Here is a 24,663-nt window from a genome sequence, read left to right on the forward strand (position 1 = left end):
AGGCTTGCAGATACATATGTGTAGCAGGCCATCTAAGGCATAGGTCAGGCATATATGTAGTGACCTAAGAACGTGATGGAACGAAAAAGGGGCGCGCCCGCAGGCCGCCCCTTCATGTCATCGATCCTGCGGCTATGCCTACAGGATTTTGATGTTCGCTGCTTTGATGTCAGCAAGAAAGGCATCCAGACCTTTGTCGGTCAGCGGATGGTTGATCATGCCTTTGATCACAGCAGGTGGTGCGGTGATCACGTCGGCCCCGATACGCGCGCTTTCCAGCACGTGGTTGGCGCTGCGGATCGACGCCGCGAGGATTTCAGTCTCAAAGCCGTAGTTGTCATAGATGGTGCGGATGTCGGCGATCAGGTCCATACCATCCAGATTGATATCATCCAGACGGCCGATGAAGGGCGAAATGAACGTGGCACCGGCCTTTGCCGCCAGCAAAGCCTGATTGGCTGAGAAGCACAGGGTCACATTCACCATGTGGCCATCGTCATTCAGGGTTTTGCAGGCTTTCAGACCATCCCATGTCAGTGGAACTTTCACGGCGATGTTTTCAGCGATCTCTACCAGCTTGCGGCCTTCGGCGATCATTGTTTCCGCATCGGTTGCGGTCACTTCGGCCGAAACCGGACCGTCGACCAGATCACAGATTTCCTTGGTCACTTCGATGATGTCGCGGCCCGACTTCTTGATCAGTGACGGGTTAGTGGTCACGCCATCGACCATGCCAAGGGCATTCAGCTCGGCAATGGCGTCGATTTCGGCGGTGTCTACGAAGAATTTCATCGGCTAGGGTCCTCTGGATGGGTTGGCCTTGATTACGCTAGCCTTTACCTGATGGGGCGGGCATTAAAAACCCCCCGTGGCCCAGGCGTCTGATGCCGGGGGCTGCATCGGGGGAACAGCCTCGGCGTAAAGGAAGGGCAGGCAACGTGCAGGAGCAGGCATTTTTTCACGAAGGCGAACGGGTTGGCGTGCTGACAACGCAGCCATTGGGCCGTGTGCTCGACTACCGTGCCCCCGAAGGCGGATGTCATCTGGGCGCCTACGTTGAGGTGCCACTAGGCCCGCGCCGAGTACTGGGCGTGATCTGGGGGTCCGGGGCCGGCGATTTCGATTCGGCTAAACTGCGCCCAGTAAACCGTGTGTTGGACGTCGCACCCATGCGCGATGAGATGCGCCAGTTTCTGAGTAAATCTGCCGACTATACCCTGACCCCGCTGCCTGCGATGCTACGCTTGGCCACCCGTGTGTCGGGCCTTTCCGATCCGGTCTCAATGCGCAAGGTGCTGCGCGCCGGTGATGCAATGCCGGATCGCATGACCGACGCGCGCCAGCGGGTGCTCTCAGTGGTGGATGAATACGGTGGGTTGGCCTTCACGTCCAAAGAACTTGCAGATCTCGCCGGTGTCACCACGTCGGTGATCAAGGGGTTGATCAAACAGGGTGCCCTGCGCGAGGAGGAAGCCCCACGTGATCTGCCATACCCAAAGCTGGATCCCAACCTTCCAAGTAAAACTCTGACCGAAGATCAGGCCGCGGCGGCACAGGCATTGGGAGATGCCGTTGCGGGTGGCAGCTATGGTACCACGCTGCTGAAAGGCGTTACCGGCTCCGGCAAAACCGAGGTCTATTTGGAGGCCGTTGCCGCAGCTTTGCGCGCGGGTCGGCAGGCCTTGGTCTTATTGCCGGAAATTGCGCTGACAGCTGAATTCCTGAAACGGGTCGAAGCGCGCTTTGGTGCGACGCCGGCAGAATGGCACTCGGGCGCGACAATGACCGAGCGCCGCCGTGTTTGGCGCATGGTGGGGCAAGGCAAGGCGCAGTTGGTAATCGGTGCGCGATCTGCGCTGTTTCTACCCTATCAGAACCTCGGCCTGATCATCGTGGATGAGGAACATGACACCTCTTACAAGCAAGACGAGGGCGTCTGTTATAATGCCCGCGACATGGCGGTGCTGCGCGCCGCGACGTGTTCCGCGCAGGTGGTTCTCGCGTCGGCAACGCCGTCGCTGGAAACTTGGGCTAATGCTGAGGCTGGAAAGTATAAGCGGCTGGATTTGAAATCCCGCTATGGGGCCTCGGTGCTGCCGGATATGAAAGCGATTGATATGCGCGCCGAACAGCTCGCGCCATCGACCTGGATTTCGCCAACACTAAAGCGCGCCATAACCGCGCGAATGGAACGTGGTGAGCAATCGCTGTTGTTTCTCAATCGCCGTGGCTTTGCCCCGGTTACCATCTGCCGTGCCTGCGGTGGCCATGTGGCCTGCGATCACTGCGATTCCCGGATGGTAGAGCACCGTTTTATGAAACGGCTCATGTGCCATCAATGTGGTGCGACCAAGCCGGTGCCTGAGGCCTGTCCTACCTGTGGTGTTGAGGGCAAGATGGCCCCGGTCGGTCCCGGCATCGAGCGGCTGGGAGAGGAGACCGCCGCACTTTTCCCAGAGGCTCGCATTGCTGTGCTATCGTCTGATCTCTTCGGTTCAGCCCGCGCACTGAAAGCCCGGATCGAGGAGATTGCGGCAGGCGAGGCTGACATTATCCTCGGGACCCAATTGGTGGCCAAGGGGCACAACTTTCCGCTTCTGACACTGGTCGGCGTGATCGATGCCGATCTCGGTCTGCAAGGTTCTGACCTGCGCGCCGCGGAGCGTACGTTTCAGCTGATGCGTCAGGTTGCCGGCCGGGCCGGGCGTGCCGATAAGCCGGGCGAGGCATTGATGCAGACCTTTCAGCCTGAACATCCGGTCATTCGCGCTATCCTGTCAGGTGATGAGGAAGCTTTCTGGCGGGCCGAAGCCGCCGAACGCCAGGCTGCAGGCGTACCGCCCTATGGCCGAATGGCGGGGATTGTGCTGTCCGGGCCTGACCTCCCGGCTGTGATGGATCTCGGCATGGCGTTGTCACGCAACGATATGCCCCTGCGCGCAATCGGAGCGCAGGTCTTTGGCCCGGCCCCGGCCCCGATTGCGCGCATACGTGGCAGGCATCGTGTGCGTCTACTGGTGAAGGCCGCCAAAGGCACAGCCCTGCAAGACGCCATCTCACGTTGGATAAAACCTGCACGGCTCAAGGGCGATCTACGGCTCTCCGTTGACATCGATCCGCAGAATTTTTTCTAAACCCGGTCAGGAAGGAAGCGCGACCTCCTTGCATCGGAGGTCGCGCAAGCGCGGCCACACCCAGCCCCAACCCCATACGACCGCCTTCTATTCTTCGAAAAACGAAATAAGCTCTCGGGCACGGTCCGTGCGCTGGTGCAGATCAGTTGTGCAATGTGCTTTTCCGCTCGCCTGATCGTGCTGAGAGGCGTAGATGCACATCTATGTTCAAACCTGTCCCCATTGAAGCTGCTGCTTCGTTGCCGCTGTGGCGCCGCCCCACGACCTTGCTGTTCGTGATGGCGCTGACGATGCCGATCGCTTTCAACACCTGGAGCGCGCTGCTCAACAATTTTGTGATTGAGGCGGCGCATTTCGATGGTGCTGACATCGGCTTGCTGCACACAGTGCGGGAGATCCCAGGCTTTCTTGCTGTCGGAGTGATCGCGGTGATCATGTTCATGCGCGAACAGATTCTGGGGATGGTGTCGTTGATGATGCTGGGGGTGGCGACAGCGGTTACAGCTTGGTTCCCCAGCCTTGGTGGGTTGCTGACCATCACACTGCTGAGCTCTATCGGCTTTCACTACTACGAGACGGTCAACCAGTCGCTGCAACTGCAATGGTTGCCGAAACTGCGCGCGCCGCAGATCTTAGGTTGGTTGGTGGCGGCTGGCTCTGCCGCCACGCTGGTAGTCTACAGTCTGATCGCGCTGCTGTGGGAGCCTTTGGGGCTTACCTATAATGTCGTCTTCATGATGGCCGGCGGTGCCACCACATTGATGGCTTTGTTTTGCTTGCTGGCCTACCCACAGTTCGACGCACCGCACCCACAGATCAAACGCCTGATCCTGCGCCGTCGTTACTGGCTTTATTATGCGCTTCAGTTCATGGCGGGCGCGCGGCGGCAGATTTTTGTGGTCTTTGCGGGCTTTATGATGGTCGAGAAATTCGGCTTTGCGGTGCATGAGCTGACCAGCCTTTATCTGATCAATCTGGTGATCAATATGATCGCTGCACCATTGTTGGGGCGTGCTGTGGCTCGGTTTGGCGAGCGCCGTACACTGATCTTTGAATACACCGGGCTTGCACTGGTCTTTGCCGCTTATGGTGGGCTTTATTGGTTCAGCTGGGGCGTTGTGCTCGCGGGCGCGCTTTATGTCATTGACCACATTTTGTTTGGCTTGGCGCTGGCCCTGAAAACCTATTTTCAGAAGATCGCGGATCCTGCAGATATCGCGCCGACCGCGGCTGTGGCGTTTACCATCAACCACATCGCTGCCGTGGTACTACCTGTCACGCTGGGTCTGCTCTGGGTGGTCTCTCCGGGGGCAGTCTTCGCGCTGGCGGCTTGTATGGCACTGATCTCACTGACGCTGTCACTGTTGATCCCACGCCACCCGGAACCCGGCAATGAGACGATATTCGCCAAATGGCAAAGCGCCGCCCCGGCAGAGTAAGGCGCAATCGCCAGCTGCAGTGACACTCGGAGCCGTGGCACTGCACTTGACCTGCGGACCGGACGGGCCTAGGCGCTGTGCAACCATTGCCCGGAGACCGTCATGCCCACATTCACAGCCCTTACGACACTTGCAGGAAAAGCCCCAGCCGAAGCGCTTGGCGCGGCGATGGAGCGTCTGATCCCGGAACCCACAGGTCTGGGCGTGTTTGAAGTCGAAGACGGTTCCGGCCTGTGGGAAGTCGGTGGCTATTTCACTGAAACCCCGGATGAGGCGGGGCTGGCACTGCTGGCCACCATGTTTGCAGCCCAGCCCTTTGTGATCTCCGAACTGCCGGAAACCGACTGGGTCGCCCATGTGCGCCGCGAGCTTGCCCCGGTCGAAGCCGGTCGCTTCTTTGTCTATGGCAGCCATGACGCGGACAAGGTGCCGGGTGATCGGATTCCACTTCTAATTGAAGCGGCGATGGCTTTCGGGACCGGTCATCACGGCACTACCCTGGGCTGTCTGAAAGCGCTCGATAAGCTGATCGACGATGGTTTTGTTGGCAGCAAGGTTGCGGATATTGGTTGTGGGACTGCGGTGCTGGCAATGGCCGCAGCGCGTGTCTGGGATGGGCAGATCCTCGCCAGTGACATCGATCAGGTTGCCGTTGATGTGGCCGAAGCCAATTTGAAAGCCAATGATATGGAAGGCCGGGTTCGCTGTCTCGAAGCCGCTGGCTTTGATGCGCCCGCTCTTACCGAAGCAGCCCCCTTCGATCTGATCTTTGCGAATATCCTAAAAGGCCCTCTGGTTGCATTGGCCCCTGACATCGCAGCTCATCTGCGCAGTGATGGCTATGCGATTCTCTCTGGTTTGCTGAACGAGCAGGCGGATGAAGTGGAGGCTGTTTATGCACGAAATGGCATCAATCTTCAGCAACGCAATGAGATTGGTGACTGGACGACGCTGCTTTTGCAGAAAAACGGCTGATTCATTCAAGTTTGTTGAGCATTTTAACGACCCGCCTCAATATGGTCCCAATGCCTACCTAAACATTAATTTGTGGATGGTGGGAGCCATTGCAGGGTGTTGGTTATGGGTGAACATAGTAATAATTTCTACGCTCGGCTTGACCGATTGGAGCGCAAGCACGGGGCCATGTCGCAGGGCTACACCGCTAAGGTGGGGCCGGATGGCTTGATTGTGGTTGCGCCGCGGCGTGTACAGTCGCGGATTTCCGGCCGGTCAGTGATCTTGTTTGTCGCGGCGTTTTTGCTGTTCAAGGGCTTTTTGATGGCAGCGCTGGGACTTGGCAGCTACGACTATCGTGTCGACCAGCTGCGGGCAGGAACGGGACTGGAGAAAGCTGGTGCATTTGTCATGCAGCGGGATCCGGTGTCGCAGTTTCTCGCCGAAAAGATCGGGCCTGTGCTGCGGTAGAGGGGCAGGCTAGCGGGCTACATGTCGGGCGCTGGGGGGCATTCGGCATATCTTGGTCACGCGGTCATGTCCGACGCAGCAGGGTTTCGCCTTGGCGAAAACGTGCAAACCAGACCTCATAGAAAACGCCGCTCTCCGAAAGGAGGCGGCGTTTTTCATATTCAATGCGGGCGGCAGACCCGCATATGTTCAAGGCAGGCGCGCCATGTTTCAGAAGACCGGTTTGCCCTCGGCAACAGCGTCGATGTTGCCACGGCACAGGCCGATATCAGCCAGTTCGCGATCGCTCAGTTGGCCCAGGGTCTCACGGGTTGAACGGGCGTCGTTCCAGTCGACGATAGCCGCCAGTTGGTTGGCGATCATGGTGGTCAAGCGGCCAAACAGGCTGCTGGTTCCATAGGTGGTGCGGGTGGTGTCAAAAGCAGCCATGTCCTCGTCCTTTCGGAGATTGAATTAAAGATGTCCGCGATGCGGCGATGAATGGCACATAGTGATGAGAAAAGTCGCTGACAATCGCTGAAATTGCATGTGTCATATGCGCAAATTGCATGACTGATTTCCTATGAAAACAAGGGGATTACACGCATTTTAGACATCCGGGCGATAATGTCGGTTTCACCTTGGAAGAGGGTCGTATTCAGAACAGGATTTACATGTTTTCGATCCCGACGCATGCGTCGACATCACGGCAGAGCACATATTGCGAACCGCCAAAGCAATTGGACATGTTCGTGTTTTGTGCTAGTTCTGAGGAAAATCAGACCTCAAGACCGGGCAGGGATAGGGCAGACATGCGAATATTGGGCATTGATCCGGGGTTGCGAAACCTCGGTTGGGGCGTGATCGAATCACAGGGTAGCCGTCTCAGCCATATCGCCAATGGCGTCTGTACCTCTGACGGGGATGATCTGGGCGAGCGGCTTTTGTCGCTGCACAATCAGGTCGTCGAAGTGATCGAGGCTTACCGACCTGATCAGGCTGCTATTGAACAGACCTTTGTGAATAAAGACGGCGCAGGCACGCTGAAACTCGGTCAGGCCCGGGGCGTAGCCCTGATGACACTGGCACAGGCAGGGTTGTCGGTGGGCGAATATGCACCCAACCGTGTAAAGAAAACTGTGGTAGGCGTCGGCCATGCCGCCAAGGAACAAATCTTGCATATGGTAAAACTGCAATTGCCGGGCTGCCTGCCCAAAAATGCCGATGCGGCGGATGCGCTGGCCATTGCCATCTGTCATGCGTTCTATGGGGGGACACAACAACGTCAGTTGAAGGAGAAGCGCGCGTGATCGGAAAACTCACCGGGCGTTTGGAGTACCGCAGCACCGATCACTTGCTGATTGATGTGCGCGGGGTTGGCTATATCGTCTATTGCTCTGACCGCACCATGGCGGCTCTTCCCGGCGCGGGAGAGGCTGTGGCGCTCTATACCGATATGGTCGTTCGCGAAGATCTGATGCAGCTCTATGGCTTTCCCTCGCTTGTTGAAAAGGAGTGGCACCGGCTTTTGACGTCAGTGCAGGGCGTCGGCGCGAAGGTATCGCTTGCCATTCTTGGCGCGCTTGGGCCGGATGGGGTCAGCCGAGCCATTGCTCTTGGTGACTGGGCCGCGGTCAAGGCCGCCAAGGGGGTTGGGCCCAAGACGGCACAGCGGATTGTTCTGGACCTGAAAGATAAAGCGCCAGGTGTGATGGCCATGGGCGGTACCATCGCCGACGCCATGGACGGGCCGGGGCTGGATGTGGTGGAACCGATTGAGCCAGTCGACACAGCGAAGCGCCCCCGCAAAGCTCCGCCCAAGAAACCCACTGGAGCAGCTGCCGCCTCCGCCGGGGCGCTGTCGGCGCTGGGTAATCTGGGGTATGGCCCATCTGATGCGGCCGCCGCTGTCGCAGAGGCTGCTGCGACCTATCCGGATGCTGACGAGGCTGAGCTGATCCGGGCCGCCCTACGCCTGTTGGCACCGAAAGGGTGATAAGCACCGAAAGGGTGATAAGATGACAGGCTGTTTTGCGGTTGTGCTTCGCTCACCGCTCGAAAGGTCGGGCGCAATGCCCACAACCGACATACCGAAAGTTTCTTGATGATCGAAAGCGATCCCACCCTTCGCCCGACTCCGCTGCCTGAAGACAGCGCTCCCGAAAACGACCGGGCGCTGCGGCCGCAGGGGCTTGGTGAATTTATCGGACAGGCTGAGGCCCGCGCCAATCTTCGCGTCTTCATCGAAAGTGCGCGCCGCCGGGGTGAGGCGATGGATCATACGTTGTTCCACGGCCCTCCCGGATTAGGCAAGACGACGCTTGCGCAGATCGTTGCCCGCGAGCTTGGCGTGAATTTCCGCATGACCTCCGGGCCTGTCTTGGCCAAGGCCGGTGATTTGGCGGCGATCCTGACCAATCTGGAATCCCGTGACGTGTTGTTCATTGATGAAATCCATCGGCTGAACCCGGCTGTCGAAGAGGTGCTTTACCCCGCGATGGAGGATTTCGAGCTGGACCTGGTGATCGGCGAAGGTCCCGCGGCCCGCACCGTGCGTATTGAGTTGCAACCCTTTACGCTTGTTGGGGCCACGACCCGTATGGGGTTGCTGACGACGCCGCTGCGGGATCGCTTTGGTATTCCGACCCGGCTGCAGTTCTACACGGTGGATGAACTGTTCGAAATCGTCAGTCGCAATGCGCGCAAGCTGGGTGCCCCGGCGGATGATGATGGTGCCCGTGAGATCGCGCGGCGCGCCCGCGGCACCCCTAGGATCGCCGGGCGGCTCTTGCGCCGCGTTGTGGACTTCGCGGTTGTGGAAGGCGATGGAACCATCACCCGAGAGCTGGCCGATGGGGCATTGACCCGGCTCGGCGTTGATCAGCTCGGACTGGATGGAGCGGACCGTCGCTATTTGCGGATGGTTGCGGAAAACTATGGCGGTGGCCCGGTCGGGATCGAGACCATGTCAGCCGCTCTCAGCGAAAGCCGGGATGCGTTGGAGGAGGTGATTGAACCCTATCTGTTGCAACAGGGGCTAATCCAACGCACCCCGCGGGGCAGGATGCTGGCGCATAAGGCCTGGACCCATCTTGGGATGACCCCACCCCGCGGTCAGGGTGACATGCTGCTATAGCGCGCCATGTGTCGCGTATCGGCGTCATCCTACGTGCGGGCCTTCTGCGGGTTGGCGTCGGATGCGCCTAAAATCATTAACGTCGATTTGAAAAATTAGACTGAATTTTAGCATATGTTTCGCACGCGAAACATTAGGTCAATGAACCTGACTTTTCTTGCGTGACACCGGAGTGGACAGGATGAAACATGAAACAGGCTGACAGTGTCGCTGAGCTGACCGGACTCGCTCGGCAGGTTGCCGATATCTATGCGAAACGGTTTGGGATTGATCAGAACCCGACGTGGTATCTCGGCAAGATGACTGAAGAATTAGGAGAGGTCAGGGCGGCATATCTGAAGTTTTCCGGCCAAGGACGAGGAGAGGCATCTCTCCGTGATCTTGAAGAAGAGGTTGCCGATTTGTTTGGATTTCTTCTGCTGTTTGCGCAGTGGCAGGGCATTGATCCTGCAGCTGCTCTGCAACGTAAGTGGGAGCCGTATCTGCAGGACTAAAGCGAGTGTTGAGAAACCGGATCGGCCATTTCTCCCTTAGCCTGAACCGATCTGTGCCGCTGCCAGAGCAGGAGATGTTTCCAGCAACAAGAAGATCGGTTTGCGAAATCCGCGACCCTTGCCGTTCTACGGCCAAACGGGCAAAAAGCGCCTGATGACCACAGTCTGAGCAGAGAGCCAACTGATGACCCCAACCGAGATCGAAGCCCTGTTTATCCGTGCCGATGGCTCTTATGCCTTTGCGCGCTGGGGGAGACCGATTGCGCCGATCGTCTTTGGTGTTGAGGACGAGACGTTGAAAACCGTCAAGGGAGCGCTGGAGGCGGTGGTGACACTTGCGGGTCATCAGATGGCCGAAACAGACCCTGAGCTGGGTGCAAATCTGATGGTGTTTTTCTTTCGCGACTGGAAAGAGCTTTTGGAGGTGCCCGACCTAGGTCGATTGATCCCTGATCTAGATCCGCTGGTCGGAAAGCTCAACGAGGCTGATGCAAGCCAATATCGTGCTTTCCGATTTGATGATCAGGGCGGCATCCAGGCCTGTTTTGTATTCCTGCGCATGTCAGGTGACATGGCCAGGCTGCCTGCCGAAACCTTGGCTTTGACGCAGGCGGTACAGGCGATCCTGACCTGGGGTGATCAGGCCTTTGCTGAGACGTCACCGTTGGCCGTCATTCCGGACACCGGCGCCACCATTCTGCGGCCCGAGATCGCAGGCGTGATTGCGGCAGCCTACGACCGGATGATGCCTGTCTCAGCGGCCGACGCCTCCCATGCCTTGCGTTTATTTGCGCGCTTGCAGGCCCCGATTGAGACATCGACAGATGGTTCAAACCCAACCAAACATTGATCGGATGCAGCGTGATCCACTCACCAAGGCAGGAGGCCTGATAAAATGACCCACCGCTTTCCGGTTCGCGTTTATTACGAAGACACCGATATGGGCGGGATCGTCTACCATGCTAATTATCTGCGCTTTATCGAACGTGCCCGCAGCGACTGGGTGCGCAATCTCGGCAATGATCAGAACGCCATGCGCGATGCTGGGCTGATCTGGGTCGTACGCCGGATCGAGGCCGATTATCTGGCATCCGCGAAATTCGATGAAGAGCTGATGATTGAGACCGAGGTGCAAAAAGTGACGCCTGCGCGGCTCACCATGGCGCAACGGGTTTGGCGTGGTGAGACAGAGCTGTTTCACGCTGTCGTCACGGTGGTTTGCGTCAATGCCGACACAGGGTCGCCGATCCGCCTGCCGGCAGAGATTCGCGCATTACTGTAACAATTCCTACTGTCACGGCTGTTTCATTGGCATTTGGCCTTGAACTGAGATAGCCTTTTGCCAAATGAAAGCCGGGAAACGGCTGGAAATAACGGCCAAAAACATAGAGCAGGTCCATGGAAGCAGAAACTCTGGCGTTGGCGCAGGAGATTGATTTCTCCATGTGGGGGCTATTCGAACGCGCGACCGTTACGGTCAAATTGGTGATGCTGATGCTGGTCGGCTCCTCCATCTGGTCCTGGGCTATCATCCTGCAAAAGCTGATCAACTACCGGCTTGCCCGACGCGAGGCCGCAGAATTTGATCGTGCATTCTGGTCTGGTGAGCCATTGGATGGCCTGTTCGATCAGATCGGCGCGCAGCCAAAAGGGCAGTCACAACGGATTTTTGCAGCGGGCATGACTGAATGGCGACGTAGTCACCGCACCGATGGGGCGCTAATCGCCGGGGCGCAGGCCCGGATCGAACGGTCAATGGATGTTGCAATCGCGAAAGAAAGTGAAAGCGTGCAAAGCGGCTTGTCGATCTTGGCCACAGTGGGATCAACAGCGCCCTTTGTCGGTCTTTTTGGCACGGTCTGGGGCATCATGACCGCTTTCATCGAAATCGCAGAACAGCAGAACACCAATCTCGCTGTTGTAGCGCCCGGCATTGCCGAAGCGCTGATGGCCACCGGTCTGGGCTTGCTCGCCGCTATCCCTGCGGTGATTTTCTACAATAAGCTCAGCGCGGATAGTGACCGCATTATCGGCAGTTACGAGGCCTTTGCTGATGAGTTCTCGACCATCCTAAGCCGTCAGCTGGATACCTGATCTATGGGTGCATCGGTTCAACCCTCAGCCGCCAATGGCCGACGCCGGGGTCGGCGGCGCAGCCGCGCGCGGCCCATGGCAGAGATCAACGTGACGCCTTTCGTGGATGTGATGCTTGTCTTGCTGATCATCTTTATGGTCGCCGCTCCGCTGATGACAGTTGGCGTGCCGGTTGAGTTGCCTAAGACAGCGGCTGGTGCCCTGCCGGGAGACGAGGAAGAACCACTAACTGTCACCATGACCGCCACCGGTGAAATTCAGATCCAGACCACAACCGTTGCACCGGACGAGTTGATCTCCAAACTGCGGGCCATCGCGGCTGAGCGGTCATCGGATCAGGTGTTTTTGCGTGCCGATGGGGCAATCCCCTATGAGGCCGTTATGCAGGTGATGGGTGCGCTCAACGCCGGCGGCTTCTCCAGCGTTGGTCTCGTCACGGATGTAGGCGGCCCAGCTCTGGACGGACGTGCTGTCGACGACAGCGGACAATAGGCGGGGCACGGGTGTGCAAACCGGAACCAAGATCTCTATTGCAGGCCATGCGCTGCTATCGGGCTGGGTCGTATTCGGCGCTTGGTTCCCGTCCGAACCACTGACACTGGCGGTGCAGGATGTGGCGTTGATCAGTTCGGAAGAATTCGCGAAGCTGAGCCAGCAACGCGCAGCCCCGGTTGTGGCCGCTACCGCCGGTGATCTGACCCAGCCGGAGCCTGAAACTCGCCCAGAGCTGATACCGTCGCCAGATCCCGAGCCTGAACCGCAGATCACCCAGCCTGCACCGATCACCGCACCAGAGCCGGATCCGGAGCTGGCTGAACGGCCAGAGCCGCAGCCAGTGGAGCCAACACCGCCGGTGGCCGCACCGACCGCCCCGGATGTGCCCGAGACCAGCACCGTCACACCGCAACTGAGCGAACGGCCCCAACTGCGACCGTTGGACCGGGTCGCACCGACGCCGGTTGCACCGCCTGAACCAGATACTCAGATCGACGATATCGCTCAGCCTGAAATCGCCAATGAGGCCGGTAGCGAAGCAGAGCGCGACGCGCAGCAGGCCACCGCGGAGGCAGCTGCCAACGACCGGATCGTGACAGAAGAGGTTGAGGCCGAGACCGAGCAGGTGGCCAGTGCGGCACCGGCGCAATCTCTGCGGCCTCGCACACGGCCCGATAGGCCAACCGCTGCGGCGCAACCGGAACCCGCCTCCACACAAGCGACACAGACGCCCTCTGAGCCAACACCTGATCGTGCTGATGCGGTGGAGGATGCCCTTGCGGCAGCCCTTGCAGGTGGCGGAGAGATAGAGGCGCCAGAACCTTCGGGCCCGCCGCTTACCAGTGGTGAAAAGGATGCATTGCGGGTTGCTGTACAGCAGTGTTGGAATGTTGGGTCACTGTCATCAGAAGCATTGCGCACCACGGTGGTGGTGTCGGTTTCGCTGGCTCAGGATGGCCGACCAGAGGAAGGGAGCATTCGTATGCTTTCCAGTACTGGTGGCTCAGGGGCAGCAGCCAAACAGGCCTTTGGCGCAGCACGGCGCGCGATTTTGCGCTGCGGTGCGCGCGGCTTTCAACTTCCGTCTGACAAATATGCCCAATGGCGTAATATCGAAATGACGTTCAATCCCGAAAGGATGCGGATCAAATGAGGACATATCTGGCGACGCTCATGATGGGCGCCACCCTGTTGGGAGCGGCGGTGATGGCACCGGTTCTGCCTGCGCAGGCACAGGATGGCCCCCTGCGGATCGAGATCACCGACGGGGTGATCGAACCCCTGCCGTATGCGGTGCCCGGCTTTGTGCCCGAAACACCTGCTGCGGCTGAATTGGCACGTGAGATTTCACGGGTGATCGCCGCAGATCTGAGTGGCACGGGTCTGTTCCGCGAGGTGCCTGCTTCGGCGCATATTTCCAAGATCATTGATTTTGACGCGGGGATTTCCTACGCGGATTGGAAGGCAGTCAACGCGCAAGCGCTGATCACCGGTGCGCTGAGTATCAACGGTAACCGCCTAACAGTGCGGTTCCGTGGCTACGACGTCTTTGCCGAGAATGAGCTGGGCACCGGTTTGCAGTTTTCCGGTACCACCGATGGATGGCGGCGCATGGCACATAAAGTGGCGGATGTGATTTACAGCCGGATCACTGGCGAAAGTGGCTATTTTGATAGCCGGGTGGTGTTCGTATCTGAAAGCGGTCCCAAAAACGACCGACGCAAGCGCTTGGCAATCATGGACTACGATGGCGCCAATGTTCAGTATCTGACCAATAGCGCCTCGATCGTGCTGGCACCGCGGTTCTCACCCACCGGCGACAGGGTGCTTTATACCAGCTACGAAAGCGGCTTTCCCCAGATCCACGTGCTGGATGTGGGCAGCGTCCAGCGCCGTATATTGTCTACCGACAATGGTGTCATGAGCTTTGCACCGCGGTTCGCACCGGACGGGCGCACCGTGGTCTATTCGCAGTCGCAGGGCGGCAATACCGACATATTCACCATGGATATCAACACCGGCAGTCGCACCCGTTTGACCAGCGCACCATCGATTGAAACGGCTCCGTCTTTCTCTCCTGATGGTAGTCAGATCGTATTTGAAAGTGACCGCTCCGGTGCGCCGCAACTCTACGTCATGGCCACAACCGGCGGTGAAGCACGGCGGATCAGCTTTGGTGCGGGCCGCTATGGGACGCCGGTCTGGTCGCCACGCGGCGACATGATCGCCTTTACCAAGCAGAACAAGGGGCGTTTCCATATTGGGGTGATGCGGACCGATGGCAGCGAAGAACGGCTACTGACGGCGTCGTTCCTGGATGAAGGTCCGAGCTGGTCGCCCAATGGCCGAGTGATCATGTTCACCCGCGAAACCCAAGGGGCCAGTGGTCGCGCCCTGTTGTATTCGGTCGATGTATCAGGGCGAAACCTGAAACCTGTGCGCACTCCGGACGGGGCGTCTGATCCGGCGTGGTCACCGCTGCAGAATTGAGACATCGCGCGGCGGCCAAACCGGCTGGTGCGCGATATTGTGACAAAGAGCAAAGTGGCACCAGCACCGGGCCTATGATAAATATGGTGCAAGAAACGTAAACGGAACGAGGCGGATATGATGAGCGGTTTGACAAAAGCGATGCTGGTGGCAGCAGCATTGGGGCTGAGCGCCTGTTCAGGCAATCCTTGGGACGATACGGCCGGTGGTGGTGGTCCTGGGACAGGTGCTGGCACGGGTACCGCAGGGCAGTTGGATCCCAGCAGCCCAGCCTATTTTCAACAAACCGTCGGAGATCGGGTATTGTTTGCAGTCGATCAATCCACACTGTCATCCGAAGCGCAAAACGTGCTGCAGGGACAATCGCGCTGGCTGACGGCGAACCCTGACTACGTTGTCACCATCGAAGGTCACGCCGATGAGCAGGGCACGCGGGAATATAACCTCGCTCTGGGCGCGCGTCGTGCCAATGCGGCGCGGGAGTACCTGCTTTCTCAAGGGATTGCGGGAAATCGGCTGCAAGTTGTCAGCTTTGGCAAAGAACGCCCGTTGGAAATCTGTTCTAATGAGGCCTGCTATACCAAGAACCGTCGCGCGGTGACCGTGCTGGCGGGCGGTCTGACGGGGTAAACTATCATGAAACTGCGTTCTCTTGCGATTGCTGCTCTTGCGTTAACCCTGGCACTGCCGCCGCTGGCGGTACAGGCGCAGGATGACCAGACGCTCGCCGATATCCGGCAGGAATTGACCATATTGCATGTTGAGATCCAGCGGCTGAAACGGGAAATGTCGACCACCGGAAGCCCGCAGACCAATGTCGCGGGTGGTAGCGTGTTAGACCGTGTTGGCGCCATCGAAGCAGAGTTACAGCGACTGACTGCTAAGACCGAGCAGCTGTCTTATCGTGTAGACCGCGTTGTGCAGGATGGCACGAACCGGATCGGTGATCTGGAATTCCGATTGGTCGAACTGGAAGGTGGCGACATCTCGCAGTTGGGCGAAACCAGCACGCTGGGGGGCGGTGAGCTGCCAGCAGGTGGCGCGCCTGCGTTGCCAGCAACGCCCGGTACCGCACCCGGAAGCGCATCAGAACTGGCGGTCGGGGAGCAGGCCGATTTTGATGCCGCCAAGGCCACGCTGGATAGTGGTTCCTATCAGGAAGCGGCAGAGAAATTTGCGGCCTTTACTCAGGCTTACCCCGGCAGCCCGTTGGCGGCTGCGGTCGAGTACAATCGCGGCAAGGCGCTGGATGGGCTGGGCGATACCCGCGAGGCAGCGCGCGCCTATTTGGCGTCGTTCTCTGGTAATTCAGCGGGCGAGACAGCACCAAAAGCCCTGTTTGAATTGGGGGCCGCCTTGGGGCGCCTAGGCCAGACCAGTCAGGCTTGTGTAACTCTGGCCGAGGTTGGCAGCCGTTTTCCGGCCGCCGGAGAAGCCGCTACAGCAGAGGCGGAGCGCGCGAAACTGGCCTGCAATTGACCGGTACCGGTCGGGATATCCACGCCATCGTGCAGGAGCAGTTTCGATCTGCCTTGCCCGCTAGGTTGGGTGTCGCGGTGTCGGGCGGGGGTGATTCGATGGCGCTGTTGCATCTTCTGCATGAGTGTTTTGCCGATGTGGGCGTCGAAATCTGTGTCGCGACTGTTGATCACGGCTTGCGTGAGGCCTCCGCCGAGGAGGCTGAGATGGTTGCCGGTGTCGCTGCGAAACTGGGGTTGAGCCATGATATCCTGCAATGGCGCGACCATCCGGTTGAAGGACAATCCGGCAATCTGCAAGAGCAGGCGCGTAACGCGCGCTATGGCTTGCTGACGTCCTGGGCGCGGTTGAACGGAATATCTGTTGTCACGCTTGGTCATACTGCTGACGATCAGGCCGAAACGCTTCTGATGCGATTGGGGCGGTCTGCCGGCGTATCAGGCTTAGCTGCAATGCCGCGCAGCCGGGCCATAGACGGCGTGATGCTGTTGCGTCCACTTCTAGAGGTCACACGCAATGAGCTACGCCAGTTCTTGCGCGATCGGGATTGGCATTGGATTGAGGATCCCAGCAACGACGACACCCGGTTTGAGAGGGTACGGGTGCGTCAGGCAATGGAGGCGCTGGAGCCACTGGGGCTGACGGTTGACAGTCTTGCAGCCGTGGCTCGCAACATGGCTGCGGCCCGTGAAGCATTGGACTGGTACACTTTTTTGGCGGCTCGCGAATTGGTTGAGGTGCACATAGGCGCAATTGTGCTCGACCAGCGTCAGTTCCGGACCTTGCCGGATGAAATCGCGCATCGCTTGCTGGTGCGTGCTGTTCAATGGGTGACCGGCGCTGTGTATCCGCCACGGCGTGGCCCCATGGGAGAGGCCAAGGACGCGGTACGCCATGGTGGTTCATTTACCCTTGGGGGGTGCCGTCTGGTCACGCGCGGGCAACGAACCTGGGTGTGCCGCGAATTGAAACCGGTTGCTGATGAAGTGACAGCGCCTGGAAAAATCTGGGATCAGCGTTGGCGGATTTTTGGTGGTGATGTACAAAGCTATGAGGTGCGTGCGTTGGGCCCCAAAGGACTGCAATACTGCCCTGATTGGCGCAGCGTCGAGGTTCCGGCAGCGGTGCTAGAGGGGACGCCCGCCGTGTGGAAAGGTGATGAGCTGATCGCCGCTCCTTTGGCGGGAAATGGCAATGGATGGTCCGCAGAACTGGTTCAAGACAGCGAAGAGTTCTTCACAGCTCTTTTATCGCATTGAACCTCGGTGAAGTATCCCTATTTTAGAGGCAACGAAGGCCGCCCGCCAGGTGCGCCTCGCATATTGGGAGACTTTCCTTGGGCAACATACGCAATATCGCCTTTTGGGTTGTTCTGTTTGTACTCGTCTTAGCTCTGTTCAACTTGTTCAGTGGCTCCGGCAGTACAATGCAGAGCCGAGAGAAGACTTTTTCTGATTTCGTCAGCGCGGTTGAAAACGGCAATGTCAGCACGGTTACGCTGGATGGTGAACAGGTCCGCTATACCACGTCGGACGGGCAGAACTTCATAGCCATCAAGCCCGGCGATGCCGAGGTGACGGCGCTGTTGATCGAAAACAACATCCCGGTGCGTGCTGAAAAGCAGCAACAGTCTGGGTTCCAGTCGTTCCTGTTGACGCTGTTGCCGTTTCTGCTGCTGATCGGTGTCTGGATCTATTTCATGAACCGGATGCAGGGTGGCGGCAAAGGCGGCGCCATGGGTTTTGGTAAATCCAAGGCTAAGATGCTGACCGAAAAACACGGGCGCGTCACCTTTGACGATGTCGCGGGTATCGATGAAGCCAAGGAAGAGTTGGAAGAGATCGTTGAATTTCTGCGCAACCCGCAGAAGTTCTCGCGTCTGGGTGGTAAAATTCCCAAGGGTGCGCTGCTTGTTGGTCCTCCGGGCACTGGTAAGACGCTGTTGGCACGCGCCATCGCAGGTGAGGCCGGGGTGCCCTTCTTCACCATTTCCGGTTCTGACTTTGTCGAGATGTTCGTTGGCGTGGGTGCATCCCGTGTTCGCGATATGTTTGAGCAGGCGAAGAAGAATGCGCCCTGCATCGTGTTTATCGATGAGATCGACGCCGTGGGGCGCCACCGTGGTGCAGGCTACGGCGGTGGCAATGACGAGCGTGAGCAGACATTGAACCAGCTGCTGGTTGAGATGGACGGGTTCGAAGCCAACGAGGGCGTTATCATCTTGGCTGCGACCAACCGCAAAGATGTGTTGGACCCCGCACTGCTGCGCCCGGGTCGTTTTGACCGCAATGTGACAGTGGGCAACCCAGACATTAAAGGCCGTGAAAAAATCCTTGGCGTTCATGCGCGCAAGACACCGCTTGGTCCTGATGTTGATCTGCGGATCATCGCCCGAGGTACCCCCGGTTTCTCTGGTGCGGATCTGGCCAATCTGGTCAACGAGGCGGCTTTGATGGCGGCCCGTGTGGGGCGCCGGTTTGTGACCATGGAAGATTTCGAATCGGCCAAAGACAAGGTGATGATGGGGGCCGAGCGTCGCTCTATGGTGCTGACGCAGGACCAGAAGGAAAAGACTGCCTATCATGAGTCCGGTCACGCTGTTGTTGGCCTGGAGTTGCCGCTTTGTGATCCTGTCTATAAGGCCACGATCATTCCGCGCGGTGGTGCACTGGGGATGGTGGTCAGCCTGCCGGAAATGGACCGCCTGAACTATCACCGTGATGAGTGTGAGCAGAAGCTGGCGATGACCATGGCCGGCAAGGCCGCCGAAGTGATCAAATACGGTGAAGATCACGTATCCAACGGCCCGGCAGGTGACATTCAGCAGGCCAGTCAGCTGGCGCGCGCGATGGTGCTGCGCTGGGGCATGTCGGACAAGGTTGGCAACATCGACTACGCCGAAGCCCACGAAGGCTATTCCGGCAATACCGGTGGTTTTTCGGTCTCTGCCAATACCAAAGAGCTGATCGAGGATGAAGTGAAGCGCTTTATCCAGCAGGGCTATGATCGGGCTTTGCAGATCCTGAAAGACAAGAACAAAGAGTGGGAGCGCTTGGCGCAGGGGCTTCTGGAATATGAGACCCTGACCGGCGACGAGATCAAACGCGTAATGAAGGGTGAGCCGCCGCAGGCGGGCGAGGACGAGGGCGATGATACCGATGCCGGTAGCGCCTCTGTCACTGCCATTCCCAAGGCCAAGCCAAAGAAACCCGCGTCGGATGACGGAATGGAGCCAGAGCCGTCGACCTGACGGTAATGTCTTGAATGTTTGACTAATATTGAACCCGGTCACTGTTATGGTGGCTGGGTTTTTTGATGCGTTTCCAATAGTGGCATCGCCGGTCAATCTGACTGGTCAGGGGCAGATATCACCCATATGGTGTGGCAAATTTATGGATGAAATTAGCCCAGAGGAGACGCCCAATGCCTGTCATGCGCGAAACGGAATTTCAGGGAGAGGTCACCTGGATCGGTTATGTTCCGGCAGCTTCCGGTGGTCTGCGCTCAGAACGTCAGGAACAGCTGACGCTGGGTTTCGAGGGCATTGCTGGCGAACGGCATGAGGGGGCGTTGCGGGCCTCTTGTGTGCGGGTGCGTAATTTGCATCCGGAAGGCACGATGATCCGCAATCTGCGTCAAATCAGTATTCTGTCGGAGGAAGAGCTGGCGCTGATCGCGGCAGATATGGGCATGGAACGGATCGATCCCGTGCATCTTGGGGCGACACTGGTGTTGCGTGGTGTCCCTGACCTCAGTCACCTGCCGCCCTCCAGCCGTTTGCAGGGGCCAGATGGTGTCACGCTGACGGTGGATATCGAAAACCGCCCATGTATCTTTCCGGCCAAGGAAATCGAGAAGGATCACACTGGCTTTGGTCCCAGGTTCAAGCCTGCGGCGACCGCGCGGCGGGGGGTAATGGCATGGGTAGAGCGGCCGGGTGTACTGAGACAGGGCGAAAGCCTGCGCCTGTTTGTGCCGGATCAACCGGCCTGGGCGCCTTGAGTCGCAGCCTATGGGTTGCGGATAGGCGTCGGGACGACACGATTGGCAATCTTTGGTTGCCGTTGGGTGAATGAACGCCGTTTCAATGCCTGATCATGTCGGAAATCACGCGCACGATATGTCGCAGAAGGGCTAAGTCTTGCGGGAAACCGGCACTGCTGTGCCTATGTATTTTTCGACTCACAATTCAGGAAACCGGCTATGAGCTACAAGAGTGACATCGAAATCGCCCGCGAGGCGCAGAAGCGTCCGATTCAGGAAATCGGTGCCAAGATCGGCATCTCCAGCGACGATCTGCTGCCATACGGCCACGACAAAGCCAAGGTAAGCCAGGACTTCATCAACTCAGTCCAGAGCAAAGAAGACGGCAAACTGATCCTGGTGACTGCAATCAACCCAACGCCTGCGGGTGAGGGCAAGACGACCACCACCGTTGGTCTGGGTGACGGCCTGAACCGCATCGGCAAAAACGCGATGATCTGTATCCGCGAGGCGAGCCTCGGCCCGAACTTCGGTATGAAAGGTGGTGCCGCTGGCGGTGGCTACGCACAGGTCGTTCCGATGGAGGAAATGAACCTCCACTTTACCGGTGACTTCCACGCGATCACCTCTGCGCACTCTCTGTTGTCGGCGATGATCGACAACCACATCTACTGGGGCAATGAGTGCGAAATCGACATTCGTCGTGTTGCGTGGCGCCGTGTGGTCGATATGAATGACCGGGCTCTGCGTCAGATCACTGCATCGCTGGGTGGCGTGTCCAACGGTTTCCCACGTGAAACTGGTTTTGACATTACTGTGGCGTCCGAAGTCATGGCGATCCTGTGTCTGGCGAACGATCTGAAAGATCTGGAAACGCGTCTGGGCGACATCATCGTGGCCTACCGCCGTGACAAAACCCCGGTTTACTGCCGCGACATCAAGGCAGAGGGCGCAATGACTGTTCTGCTGAAAGATGCAATGCAGCCCAACCTGGTGCAGACACTGGAAAACAACCCCGCGTTTGTCCACGGTGGCCCGTTTGCCAACATCGCTCACGGCTGTAACTCTGTCATCGCGACCAAAACCGCGCTGAAAGTCGCCGACTACGTTGTGACCGAAGCAGGCTTCGGTGCCGACCTCGGCGCTGAGAAGTTCATGAACATCAAATGCCGTAAAGCAGGCATCGCCCCTTCCGCGGTAGTACTGGTTGCTACCGTGCGTGCGATGAAGATGAACGGTGGTGTGGCCAAGGCGGATCTGGGCGCTGAGAACGTCGACGCGGTTAACTCCGGCTGTGCAAACCTTGGCCGTCACATCGAGAACATCAAATCCTTTGGTGTGCCGGTTGTTGTCGCAATCAACCACTTCGTGACTGACACTGATGCGGAAGTCGACGCTGTCAAAGCCTACGCCGCCACCCATGGTGTTGAAGCGGTTCTGTCGCGTCACTGGGAACTGGGATCTGAAGGCTCAGCACCGTTGGCCGAAAAAGTCGTGGAAATCATCGAAGGTGGCTCGGCCAACTTTGCACCGATCTACCCCGACGACATGCCGCTCTTTGAGAAGATCGAAACCATCGCCAAGCGCATCTACCGTGCTGACGAGGTTCTGGCCGACAATAAGATCCGCAACCAGCTGAAAGAATGGGAAGAAGCGGGCTACGGCAATTTGCCGGTCTGCATGGCGAAAACCCAGTATTCCTTCTCAACTGATCCGTCGTTGCGCGGCGCACCAACCGGCCATTCGGTTCCTGTTCGTGAAGTTCGCCTGTCTGCGGGCGCAGGTTTCATCGTTGCAGTCTGCGGCGAGATCATGACCATGCCGGGTCTGCCACGCAAACCAGCGTCGGAAAGCATCCGCCTAAACGATGACGGCCAGATCGAAGGCTTGTTCTAAGGCCTGAAATAGGCAATCTGCGGCCCGGGGACCCCCTCGGGCCGCAGGAGTTTGAAGATGACTGAACGACACCCGCCGCAGGACTGCGCAGATATGCCTGCACTGCGACAGCAGATCGACAGGCTGGACCGGGATCTGATTGCGATGTTGGCAGAGCGCGCTGGATATATTGACCGCGCGATCGCGCTGAAGACGGACAATGGCTGGCCCGCCCGTATCCCGGCACGTGTCGAAGAGGTGGTGATGAATGCCCGGACCATGGCCGACACTGCGGGGCTTGATCCTGATCTGATCGAGACCCTGTGGCGCCAGCTGGTGGAATGGTCGATTGCCCGCGAAGCGCGGGTTATTCGCGAGGATTAACGCGCCGTCCGCCGGGCGCGCGCAGCAAGAGGACAGTTTCAATGGCAGCTAATATTATCGACGGTAAAGCCTTTGCCGCGACCGTACGCGAAAAAGTCGCAGGCCACGTGGCCCGGCTGAAGGAAGAGCATGAGATCACCCCCGGCCTGGCCGTGGTGCTGGTCGGCGAAGATCCCGCAAGCCAGGTCTATGTGCGTTCCAAAGGCAAGCAGACTGTCGAAGTGGGTATGAACTCCTTTGAACATAAGCTGGATGTCGATACCTCTGAAGCGGATCTTCTGGCGGTGGTTGACCAGCTGAACAAGGATCCGTCGGTGCATGGTATTCTGGTGCAGTTGCCTCTGCCCGGTCATCTGAACGAAGATCTGATCATCAATTCCATTGCACCTGAAAAAGACGTGGACGGTTTCCACATCTCCAATGTGGGCCTGCTGGGCACTGGCCAGAAATCTATGGTGCCCTGTACGCCGCTGGGCTGTTTGATGATGCTGCGTGACTATCACGGTTCGCTGTCGGGGATGGATGCGGTTGTTATTGGCCGCTCTAACATCGTTGGCAAGCCGATGGCGCAGCTGCTGCTGGGTGACAGCTGCACCGTGACCATTGCACATAGCCGTACCAAGGATCTGCCGGACGTTGTGCGCCGCGCCGATATCGTGGTTGCTGCTGTCGGCCGTCCCGAAATGGTTCCCGGTGACTGGATCAAGGAAGGCGCGACCGTAATCGACGTGGGCATCAACCGAATTGACGCCCCGGAAAAGGGCGAGGGCAAGACCCGTCTTGTGGGCGATGTGGACTATGCGAGCTGTGCCGAACGTGCCGGTGCCATCACCCCGGTTCCGGGTGGCGTAGGCCCGATGACCATTGCCTGCTTGCTGGCCAATACTGTGACGGCCTGCTGCCGCGCCAATGGTTTGGCAGAGCCGGATGGGCTGACCGCCTGATTGGCGGCCTTTGCCGTTTCAGCGCAGATGTAAGATTTTCTGCTCCCGTCGGATGCCTCCGGCGGGAGTATTTTTTGGAAACATGACAGCGGGTGACGGAGAAGGGTGGTGACGGATCAGACGGCTGCAGTGACAGGAACCATGGTGCCTTGCAAAAGCGCGACCAGTTTTTCCTGATCACCTGTGATGGCGTGGATCTCGGCGGTAACGATGATCAAACGGCGACCCGGTTTCACCACTTTGCCGGTGGCGCGCAACAGATCACCCGCACCTGGTGCGAGCAGATTGATCTTCATCTCGGCAGTCATCACCTCGGACCCTTCGGGTATCAGAGTCAGGGCGGCATAGCCCGCGGCACTGTCACCGATGGCGAAGCTGAGTGCCGCATGGGCAACGCCGTGTTGCTGGCGGCTGCTGGGTAGGATGGGCGCAGTGATCGTAACAGTGCCGTCGCCGACCTTTGCGATCTTTGCGCCCAGAGTTTGCATCATCGTTTGTTTGTCAAAGCTGTCGCGAATGCGCTTGTCCATTCAGAGCCCCCTATCCGTTATCTGCAGCATATAAGAGGGATGGCACCTGTGGGATGTGACGCGGCGGCACAGTTCTGCTGTGTCTGAACGGGGTCAGCGGGGCATAGGGCAGGGCAGTGGGCGGGGACCTGTGAGAATGGCAACTGCGCGCGGAGCCATGAGGCCAGAGAATGCGGCATTGGTCGTACAAAGGCCACCTGTGTATGTACCAAAAGCGGGCAGGATCAGGCGCTGATGATCGGCCAGAAAAGCGGGTCGCGATGTACCGCGCAGGCGCGCCTTGGGGTGATAGTGTCCCGAGATTTCGGCCCTGCTCTGGCCCTGAAAAGCAGGATCCGCGATGTGGCGGAAGAGAAACGGACCAAGGCTGAGGCTGTCATGAGCCTCCCCCGCCAGTGAGGTTGGGGCAGGATCGTGATTGCCGGTTATCCAGATCCAGCGCCGGTTCTGCATCAAGTCGGTGATTTTTGCATGATCCATTGATGTCAGGGCATCGGCGGCGTTGCTGTCGTCAAAACTGTCGCCAAGACAGATCACGGTTTCCGCGCGGGTTTGGGCGATCACGTCTGCTAGGCGCTGGAGTGTGTCGCGTGTCTCATATGGGGGCAGGGCGGTGCCGCCGCGCCGCAACTGACGTTCGGATTTCCCCAGATGAAGATCAGAGACACAGATCAGTTCGCGAGACTGCCACCAAAGCGCACCGGAGCCGAGCGCGGTAAGGCTCTGGCCTGCGAGAGTGAAATCATAACCGGTCATGGTAGATTTGATCGTTGGTTTTTCA

Annotated in this window: 26 protein-coding genes; 22 read left to right on the forward strand and 4 right to left on the reverse strand. The window is 58.5% G+C overall.

The window, feature by feature from the left end; translation table 11 throughout:
* Positions 1-138: 138 nt before the first annotated feature.
* Positions 139-792, reverse strand: a complete 654-nt coding sequence (fsa, locus tag ACEWZM_RS13100; protein WP_414006851.1) for a fructose-6-phosphate aldolase — start codon at positions 790-792, stop codon at positions 139-141.
* A gap of 146 nt (positions 793-938) precedes the next feature.
* On the opposite strand from fsa, the gene ACEWZM_RS13105 reads away from it, so the two are divergent.
* From ACEWZM_RS13105 to ACEWZM_RS13120, 4 genes are all read left to right on the forward strand, one after another.
* Positions 939-3,134, forward strand: a complete 2,196-nt coding sequence (locus ACEWZM_RS13105) for a primosomal protein N' (RefSeq protein ID WP_414006852.1) — start codon at positions 939-941, stop codon at positions 3,132-3,134.
* A 203-nt stretch (positions 3,135-3,337) separates the two neighbouring features.
* Positions 3,338-4,573 (forward strand): MFS transporter, encoded by a 1,236-nt coding sequence (locus ACEWZM_RS13110; RefSeq protein ID WP_414006853.1) that lies wholly within the window; start codon positions 3,338-3,340, stop codon positions 4,571-4,573.
* A gap of 102 nt (positions 4,574-4,675) precedes the next feature.
* On the forward strand, positions 4,676-5,548 hold the full coding sequence (locus ACEWZM_RS13115; RefSeq protein ID WP_414006854.1) for a 50S ribosomal protein L11 methyltransferase: 873 nt from the start codon (positions 4,676-4,678) through the stop codon (positions 5,546-5,548).
* A gap of 105 nt (positions 5,549-5,653) precedes the next feature.
* Positions 5,654-5,998 carry a hypothetical protein gene (locus ACEWZM_RS13120; RefSeq protein WP_414006855.1) on the forward strand — a complete coding sequence of 115 codons (345 nt, stop codon included), beginning with the start codon at positions 5,654-5,656 and terminating at the stop codon, positions 5,996-5,998.
* 210 nt (positions 5,999-6,208) lie between these two features.
* On the opposite strand, the gene ACEWZM_RS13125 is transcribed toward ACEWZM_RS13120, so the two are convergent.
* The gene (locus ACEWZM_RS13125; protein WP_414006856.1) at positions 6,209-6,427 is read right to left on the reverse strand and encodes a DUF1127 domain-containing protein; all 219 of its coding nucleotides are present in this window, start codon (positions 6,425-6,427) and stop codon (positions 6,209-6,211) included.
* Between the two features lie 362 nt (positions 6,428-6,789).
* Here ACEWZM_RS13125 and ruvC point away from each other — a divergent pair, with 362 nt between their 5' ends.
* From ruvC to folD, 18 genes are all read left to right on the forward strand, one after another.
* Positions 6,790-7,287 (forward strand): crossover junction endodeoxyribonuclease RuvC, encoded by a 498-nt coding sequence (gene ruvC, locus ACEWZM_RS13130; protein ID WP_414006857.1) that lies wholly within the window; start codon positions 6,790-6,792, stop codon positions 7,285-7,287.
* Positions 7,284-7,973, forward strand: coding sequence for a Holliday junction branch migration protein RuvA (gene ruvA, locus ACEWZM_RS13135; RefSeq protein WP_414006858.1), 690 nt, complete (start codon positions 7,284-7,286; stop codon positions 7,971-7,973). Before ruvC ends, ruvA begins: the two co-directional genes overlap by 4 nt.
* Before the next feature lie 108 nt (positions 7,974-8,081).
* A complete protein-coding gene (gene ruvB / locus ACEWZM_RS13140; RefSeq protein ID WP_414006859.1) occupies positions 8,082-9,113 on the forward strand; it encodes a Holliday junction branch migration DNA helicase RuvB in 1,032 nt (343 codons plus the stop codon).
* A 188-nt stretch (positions 9,114-9,301) separates the two neighbouring features.
* Positions 9,302-9,607, forward strand: a complete 306-nt coding sequence (locus ACEWZM_RS13145) for a nucleoside triphosphate pyrophosphohydrolase family protein (protein WP_414006860.1) — start codon at positions 9,302-9,304, stop codon at positions 9,605-9,607.
* Positions 9,608-9,791: 184 nt separating this feature from the next.
* Positions 9,792-10,457: a hypothetical protein gene (locus ACEWZM_RS13150; protein ID WP_414006861.1), complete on the forward strand. Its 666-nt coding sequence runs from the start codon at positions 9,792-9,794 to the stop codon at positions 10,455-10,457.
* A 45-nt stretch (positions 10,458-10,502) separates the two neighbouring features.
* A complete protein-coding gene (gene ybgC / locus ACEWZM_RS13155; protein ID WP_414006862.1) occupies positions 10,503-10,889 on the forward strand; it encodes a tol-pal system-associated acyl-CoA thioesterase in 387 nt (128 codons plus the stop codon).
* A gap of 116 nt (positions 10,890-11,005) precedes the next feature.
* Positions 11,006-11,701, forward strand: coding sequence for a protein TolQ (tolQ, locus tag ACEWZM_RS13160; RefSeq protein ID WP_414006863.1), 696 nt, complete (start codon positions 11,006-11,008; stop codon positions 11,699-11,701).
* A 3-nt stretch (positions 11,702-11,704) separates the two neighbouring features.
* Positions 11,705-12,193, forward strand: a complete 489-nt coding sequence (gene tolR, locus ACEWZM_RS13165) for a protein TolR (protein WP_414006864.1) — start codon at positions 11,705-11,707, stop codon at positions 12,191-12,193.
* A gap of 13 nt (positions 12,194-12,206) precedes the next feature.
* Entirely contained in the window at positions 12,207-13,349 is a 1,143-nt protein-coding gene (locus tag ACEWZM_RS13170; protein ID WP_414008036.1) for an energy transducer TonB, read from the forward strand.
* The gene (gene tolB, locus ACEWZM_RS13175) at positions 13,346-14,686 is read left to right on the forward strand and encodes a Tol-Pal system beta propeller repeat protein TolB (RefSeq protein ID WP_414006865.1); all 1,341 of its coding nucleotides are present in this window, start codon (positions 13,346-13,348) and stop codon (positions 14,684-14,686) included. Before ACEWZM_RS13170 ends, tolB begins: the two co-directional genes overlap by 4 nt.
* 120 nt (positions 14,687-14,806) lie before the next feature.
* A complete protein-coding gene (pal, locus tag ACEWZM_RS13180; protein WP_414008037.1) occupies positions 14,807-15,316 on the forward strand; it encodes a peptidoglycan-associated lipoprotein Pal in 510 nt (169 codons plus the stop codon).
* 6 nt (positions 15,317-15,322) lie between these two features.
* Positions 15,323-16,165 (forward strand): tol-pal system protein YbgF, encoded by an 843-nt coding sequence (gene ybgF, locus ACEWZM_RS13185; protein WP_414006866.1) that lies wholly within the window; start codon positions 15,323-15,325, stop codon positions 16,163-16,165.
* Positions 16,162-17,424, forward strand: a complete 1,263-nt coding sequence (tilS, locus tag ACEWZM_RS13190; protein ID WP_414006867.1) for a tRNA lysidine(34) synthetase TilS — start codon at positions 16,162-16,164, stop codon at positions 17,422-17,424. The genes ybgF and tilS overlap by 4 nt, the downstream gene beginning before the upstream one ends.
* A gap of 77 nt (positions 17,425-17,501) precedes the next feature.
* The gene (gene ftsH / locus ACEWZM_RS13195) at positions 17,502-19,415 is read left to right on the forward strand and encodes an ATP-dependent zinc metalloprotease FtsH (RefSeq protein WP_414006868.1); all 1,914 of its coding nucleotides are present in this window, start codon (positions 17,502-17,504) and stop codon (positions 19,413-19,415) included.
* A 173-nt stretch (positions 19,416-19,588) separates the two neighbouring features.
* Positions 19,589-20,167, forward strand: a complete 579-nt coding sequence (locus ACEWZM_RS13200) for an MOSC domain-containing protein (RefSeq protein WP_414006869.1) — start codon at positions 19,589-19,591, stop codon at positions 20,165-20,167.
* 201 nt (positions 20,168-20,368) lie between these two features.
* Entirely contained in the window at positions 20,369-22,045 is a 1,677-nt protein-coding gene (locus ACEWZM_RS13205) for a formate--tetrahydrofolate ligase (protein WP_414006870.1), read from the forward strand.
* A 57-nt stretch (positions 22,046-22,102) separates the two neighbouring features.
* On the forward strand, positions 22,103-22,408 hold the full coding sequence (locus ACEWZM_RS13210; RefSeq protein ID WP_414006871.1) for a chorismate mutase: 306 nt from the start codon (positions 22,103-22,105) through the stop codon (positions 22,406-22,408).
* Positions 22,409-22,449: 41 nt separating this feature from the next.
* Entirely contained in the window at positions 22,450-23,352 is a 903-nt protein-coding gene (gene folD / locus ACEWZM_RS13215; RefSeq protein ID WP_414006872.1) for a bifunctional methylenetetrahydrofolate dehydrogenase/methenyltetrahydrofolate cyclohydrolase FolD, read from the forward strand.
* Positions 23,353-23,468: 116 nt separating this feature from the next.
* Here the strand turns inward: folD and ACEWZM_RS13220 are convergent, their stop codons facing one another.
* Positions 23,469-23,882, reverse strand: a complete 414-nt coding sequence (locus ACEWZM_RS13220; protein WP_414006873.1) for a PaaI family thioesterase — start codon at positions 23,880-23,882, stop codon at positions 23,469-23,471.
* Between the two features lie 93 nt (positions 23,883-23,975).
* Positions 23,976-24,638 (reverse strand): ligase-associated DNA damage response endonuclease PdeM, encoded by a 663-nt coding sequence (gene pdeM, locus ACEWZM_RS13225; RefSeq protein WP_414006874.1) that lies wholly within the window; start codon positions 24,636-24,638, stop codon positions 23,976-23,978.
* Positions 24,639-24,663 lie beyond the last annotated feature (25 nt).

It is taken from the genome of Phaeobacter cretensis, from assembly GCF_047372505.1.
Taxonomy (GTDB): Bacteria; Pseudomonadota; Alphaproteobacteria; order Rhodobacterales; family Rhodobacteraceae; genus Phaeobacter; species Phaeobacter cretensis.

Coding starts and splice junctions, on each gene's coding strand:
- fsa (WP_414006851.1), bottom strand. CDS start 792: ATGAAATTCTTCGTAGACACCGCCGAAATCGACGCCATTGCCGAGCTG.
- ACEWZM_RS13110 (WP_414006853.1), top strand. CDS start 3,338: ATGTTCAAACCTGTCCCCATTGAAGCTGCTGCTTCGTTGCCGCTGTGG.
- ACEWZM_RS13115 (WP_414006854.1), top strand. CDS start 4,676: ATGCCCACATTCACAGCCCTTACGACACTTGCAGGAAAAGCCCCAGCC.
- ACEWZM_RS13120 (WP_414006855.1), top strand. CDS start 5,654: ATGGGTGAACATAGTAATAATTTCTACGCTCGGCTTGACCGATTGGAG.
- ACEWZM_RS13125 (WP_414006856.1), bottom strand. CDS start 6,427: ATGGCTGCTTTTGACACCACCCGCACCACCTATGGAACCAGCAGCCTG.
- ruvC (WP_414006857.1), top strand. CDS start 6,790: ATGCGAATATTGGGCATTGATCCGGGGTTGCGAAACCTCGGTTGGGGC.
- ruvB (WP_414006859.1), top strand. CDS start 8,082: ATGATCGAAAGCGATCCCACCCTTCGCCCGACTCCGCTGCCTGAAGAC.
- ACEWZM_RS13145 (WP_414006860.1), top strand. CDS start 9,302: ATGAAACAGGCTGACAGTGTCGCTGAGCTGACCGGACTCGCTCGGCAG.
- ACEWZM_RS13150 (WP_414006861.1), top strand. CDS start 9,792: ATGACCCCAACCGAGATCGAAGCCCTGTTTATCCGTGCCGATGGCTCT.
- ybgC (WP_414006862.1), top strand. CDS start 10,503: ATGACCCACCGCTTTCCGGTTCGCGTTTATTACGAAGACACCGATATG.
- tolQ (WP_414006863.1), top strand. CDS start 11,006: ATGGAAGCAGAAACTCTGGCGTTGGCGCAGGAGATTGATTTCTCCATG.
- tolR (WP_414006864.1), top strand. CDS start 11,705: ATGGGTGCATCGGTTCAACCCTCAGCCGCCAATGGCCGACGCCGGGGT.
- tolB (WP_414006865.1), top strand. CDS start 13,346: ATGAGGACATATCTGGCGACGCTCATGATGGGCGCCACCCTGTTGGGA.
- pal (WP_414008037.1), top strand. CDS start 14,807: ATGAGCGGTTTGACAAAAGCGATGCTGGTGGCAGCAGCATTGGGGCTG.
- ybgF (WP_414006866.1), top strand. CDS start 15,323: ATGAAACTGCGTTCTCTTGCGATTGCTGCTCTTGCGTTAACCCTGGCA.
- ACEWZM_RS13200 (WP_414006869.1), top strand. CDS start 19,589: ATGCCTGTCATGCGCGAAACGGAATTTCAGGGAGAGGTCACCTGGATC.
- ACEWZM_RS13205 (WP_414006870.1), top strand. CDS start 20,369: ATGAGCTACAAGAGTGACATCGAAATCGCCCGCGAGGCGCAGAAGCGT.
- ACEWZM_RS13210 (WP_414006871.1), top strand. CDS start 22,103: ATGACTGAACGACACCCGCCGCAGGACTGCGCAGATATGCCTGCACTG.
- folD (WP_414006872.1), top strand. CDS start 22,450: ATGGCAGCTAATATTATCGACGGTAAAGCCTTTGCCGCGACCGTACGC.
- ACEWZM_RS13220 (WP_414006873.1), bottom strand. CDS start 23,882: ATGGACAAGCGCATTCGCGACAGCTTTGACAAACAAACGATGATGCAA.
- pdeM (WP_414006874.1), bottom strand. CDS start 24,638: ATGACCGGTTATGATTTCACTCTCGCAGGCCAGAGCCTTACCGCGCTC.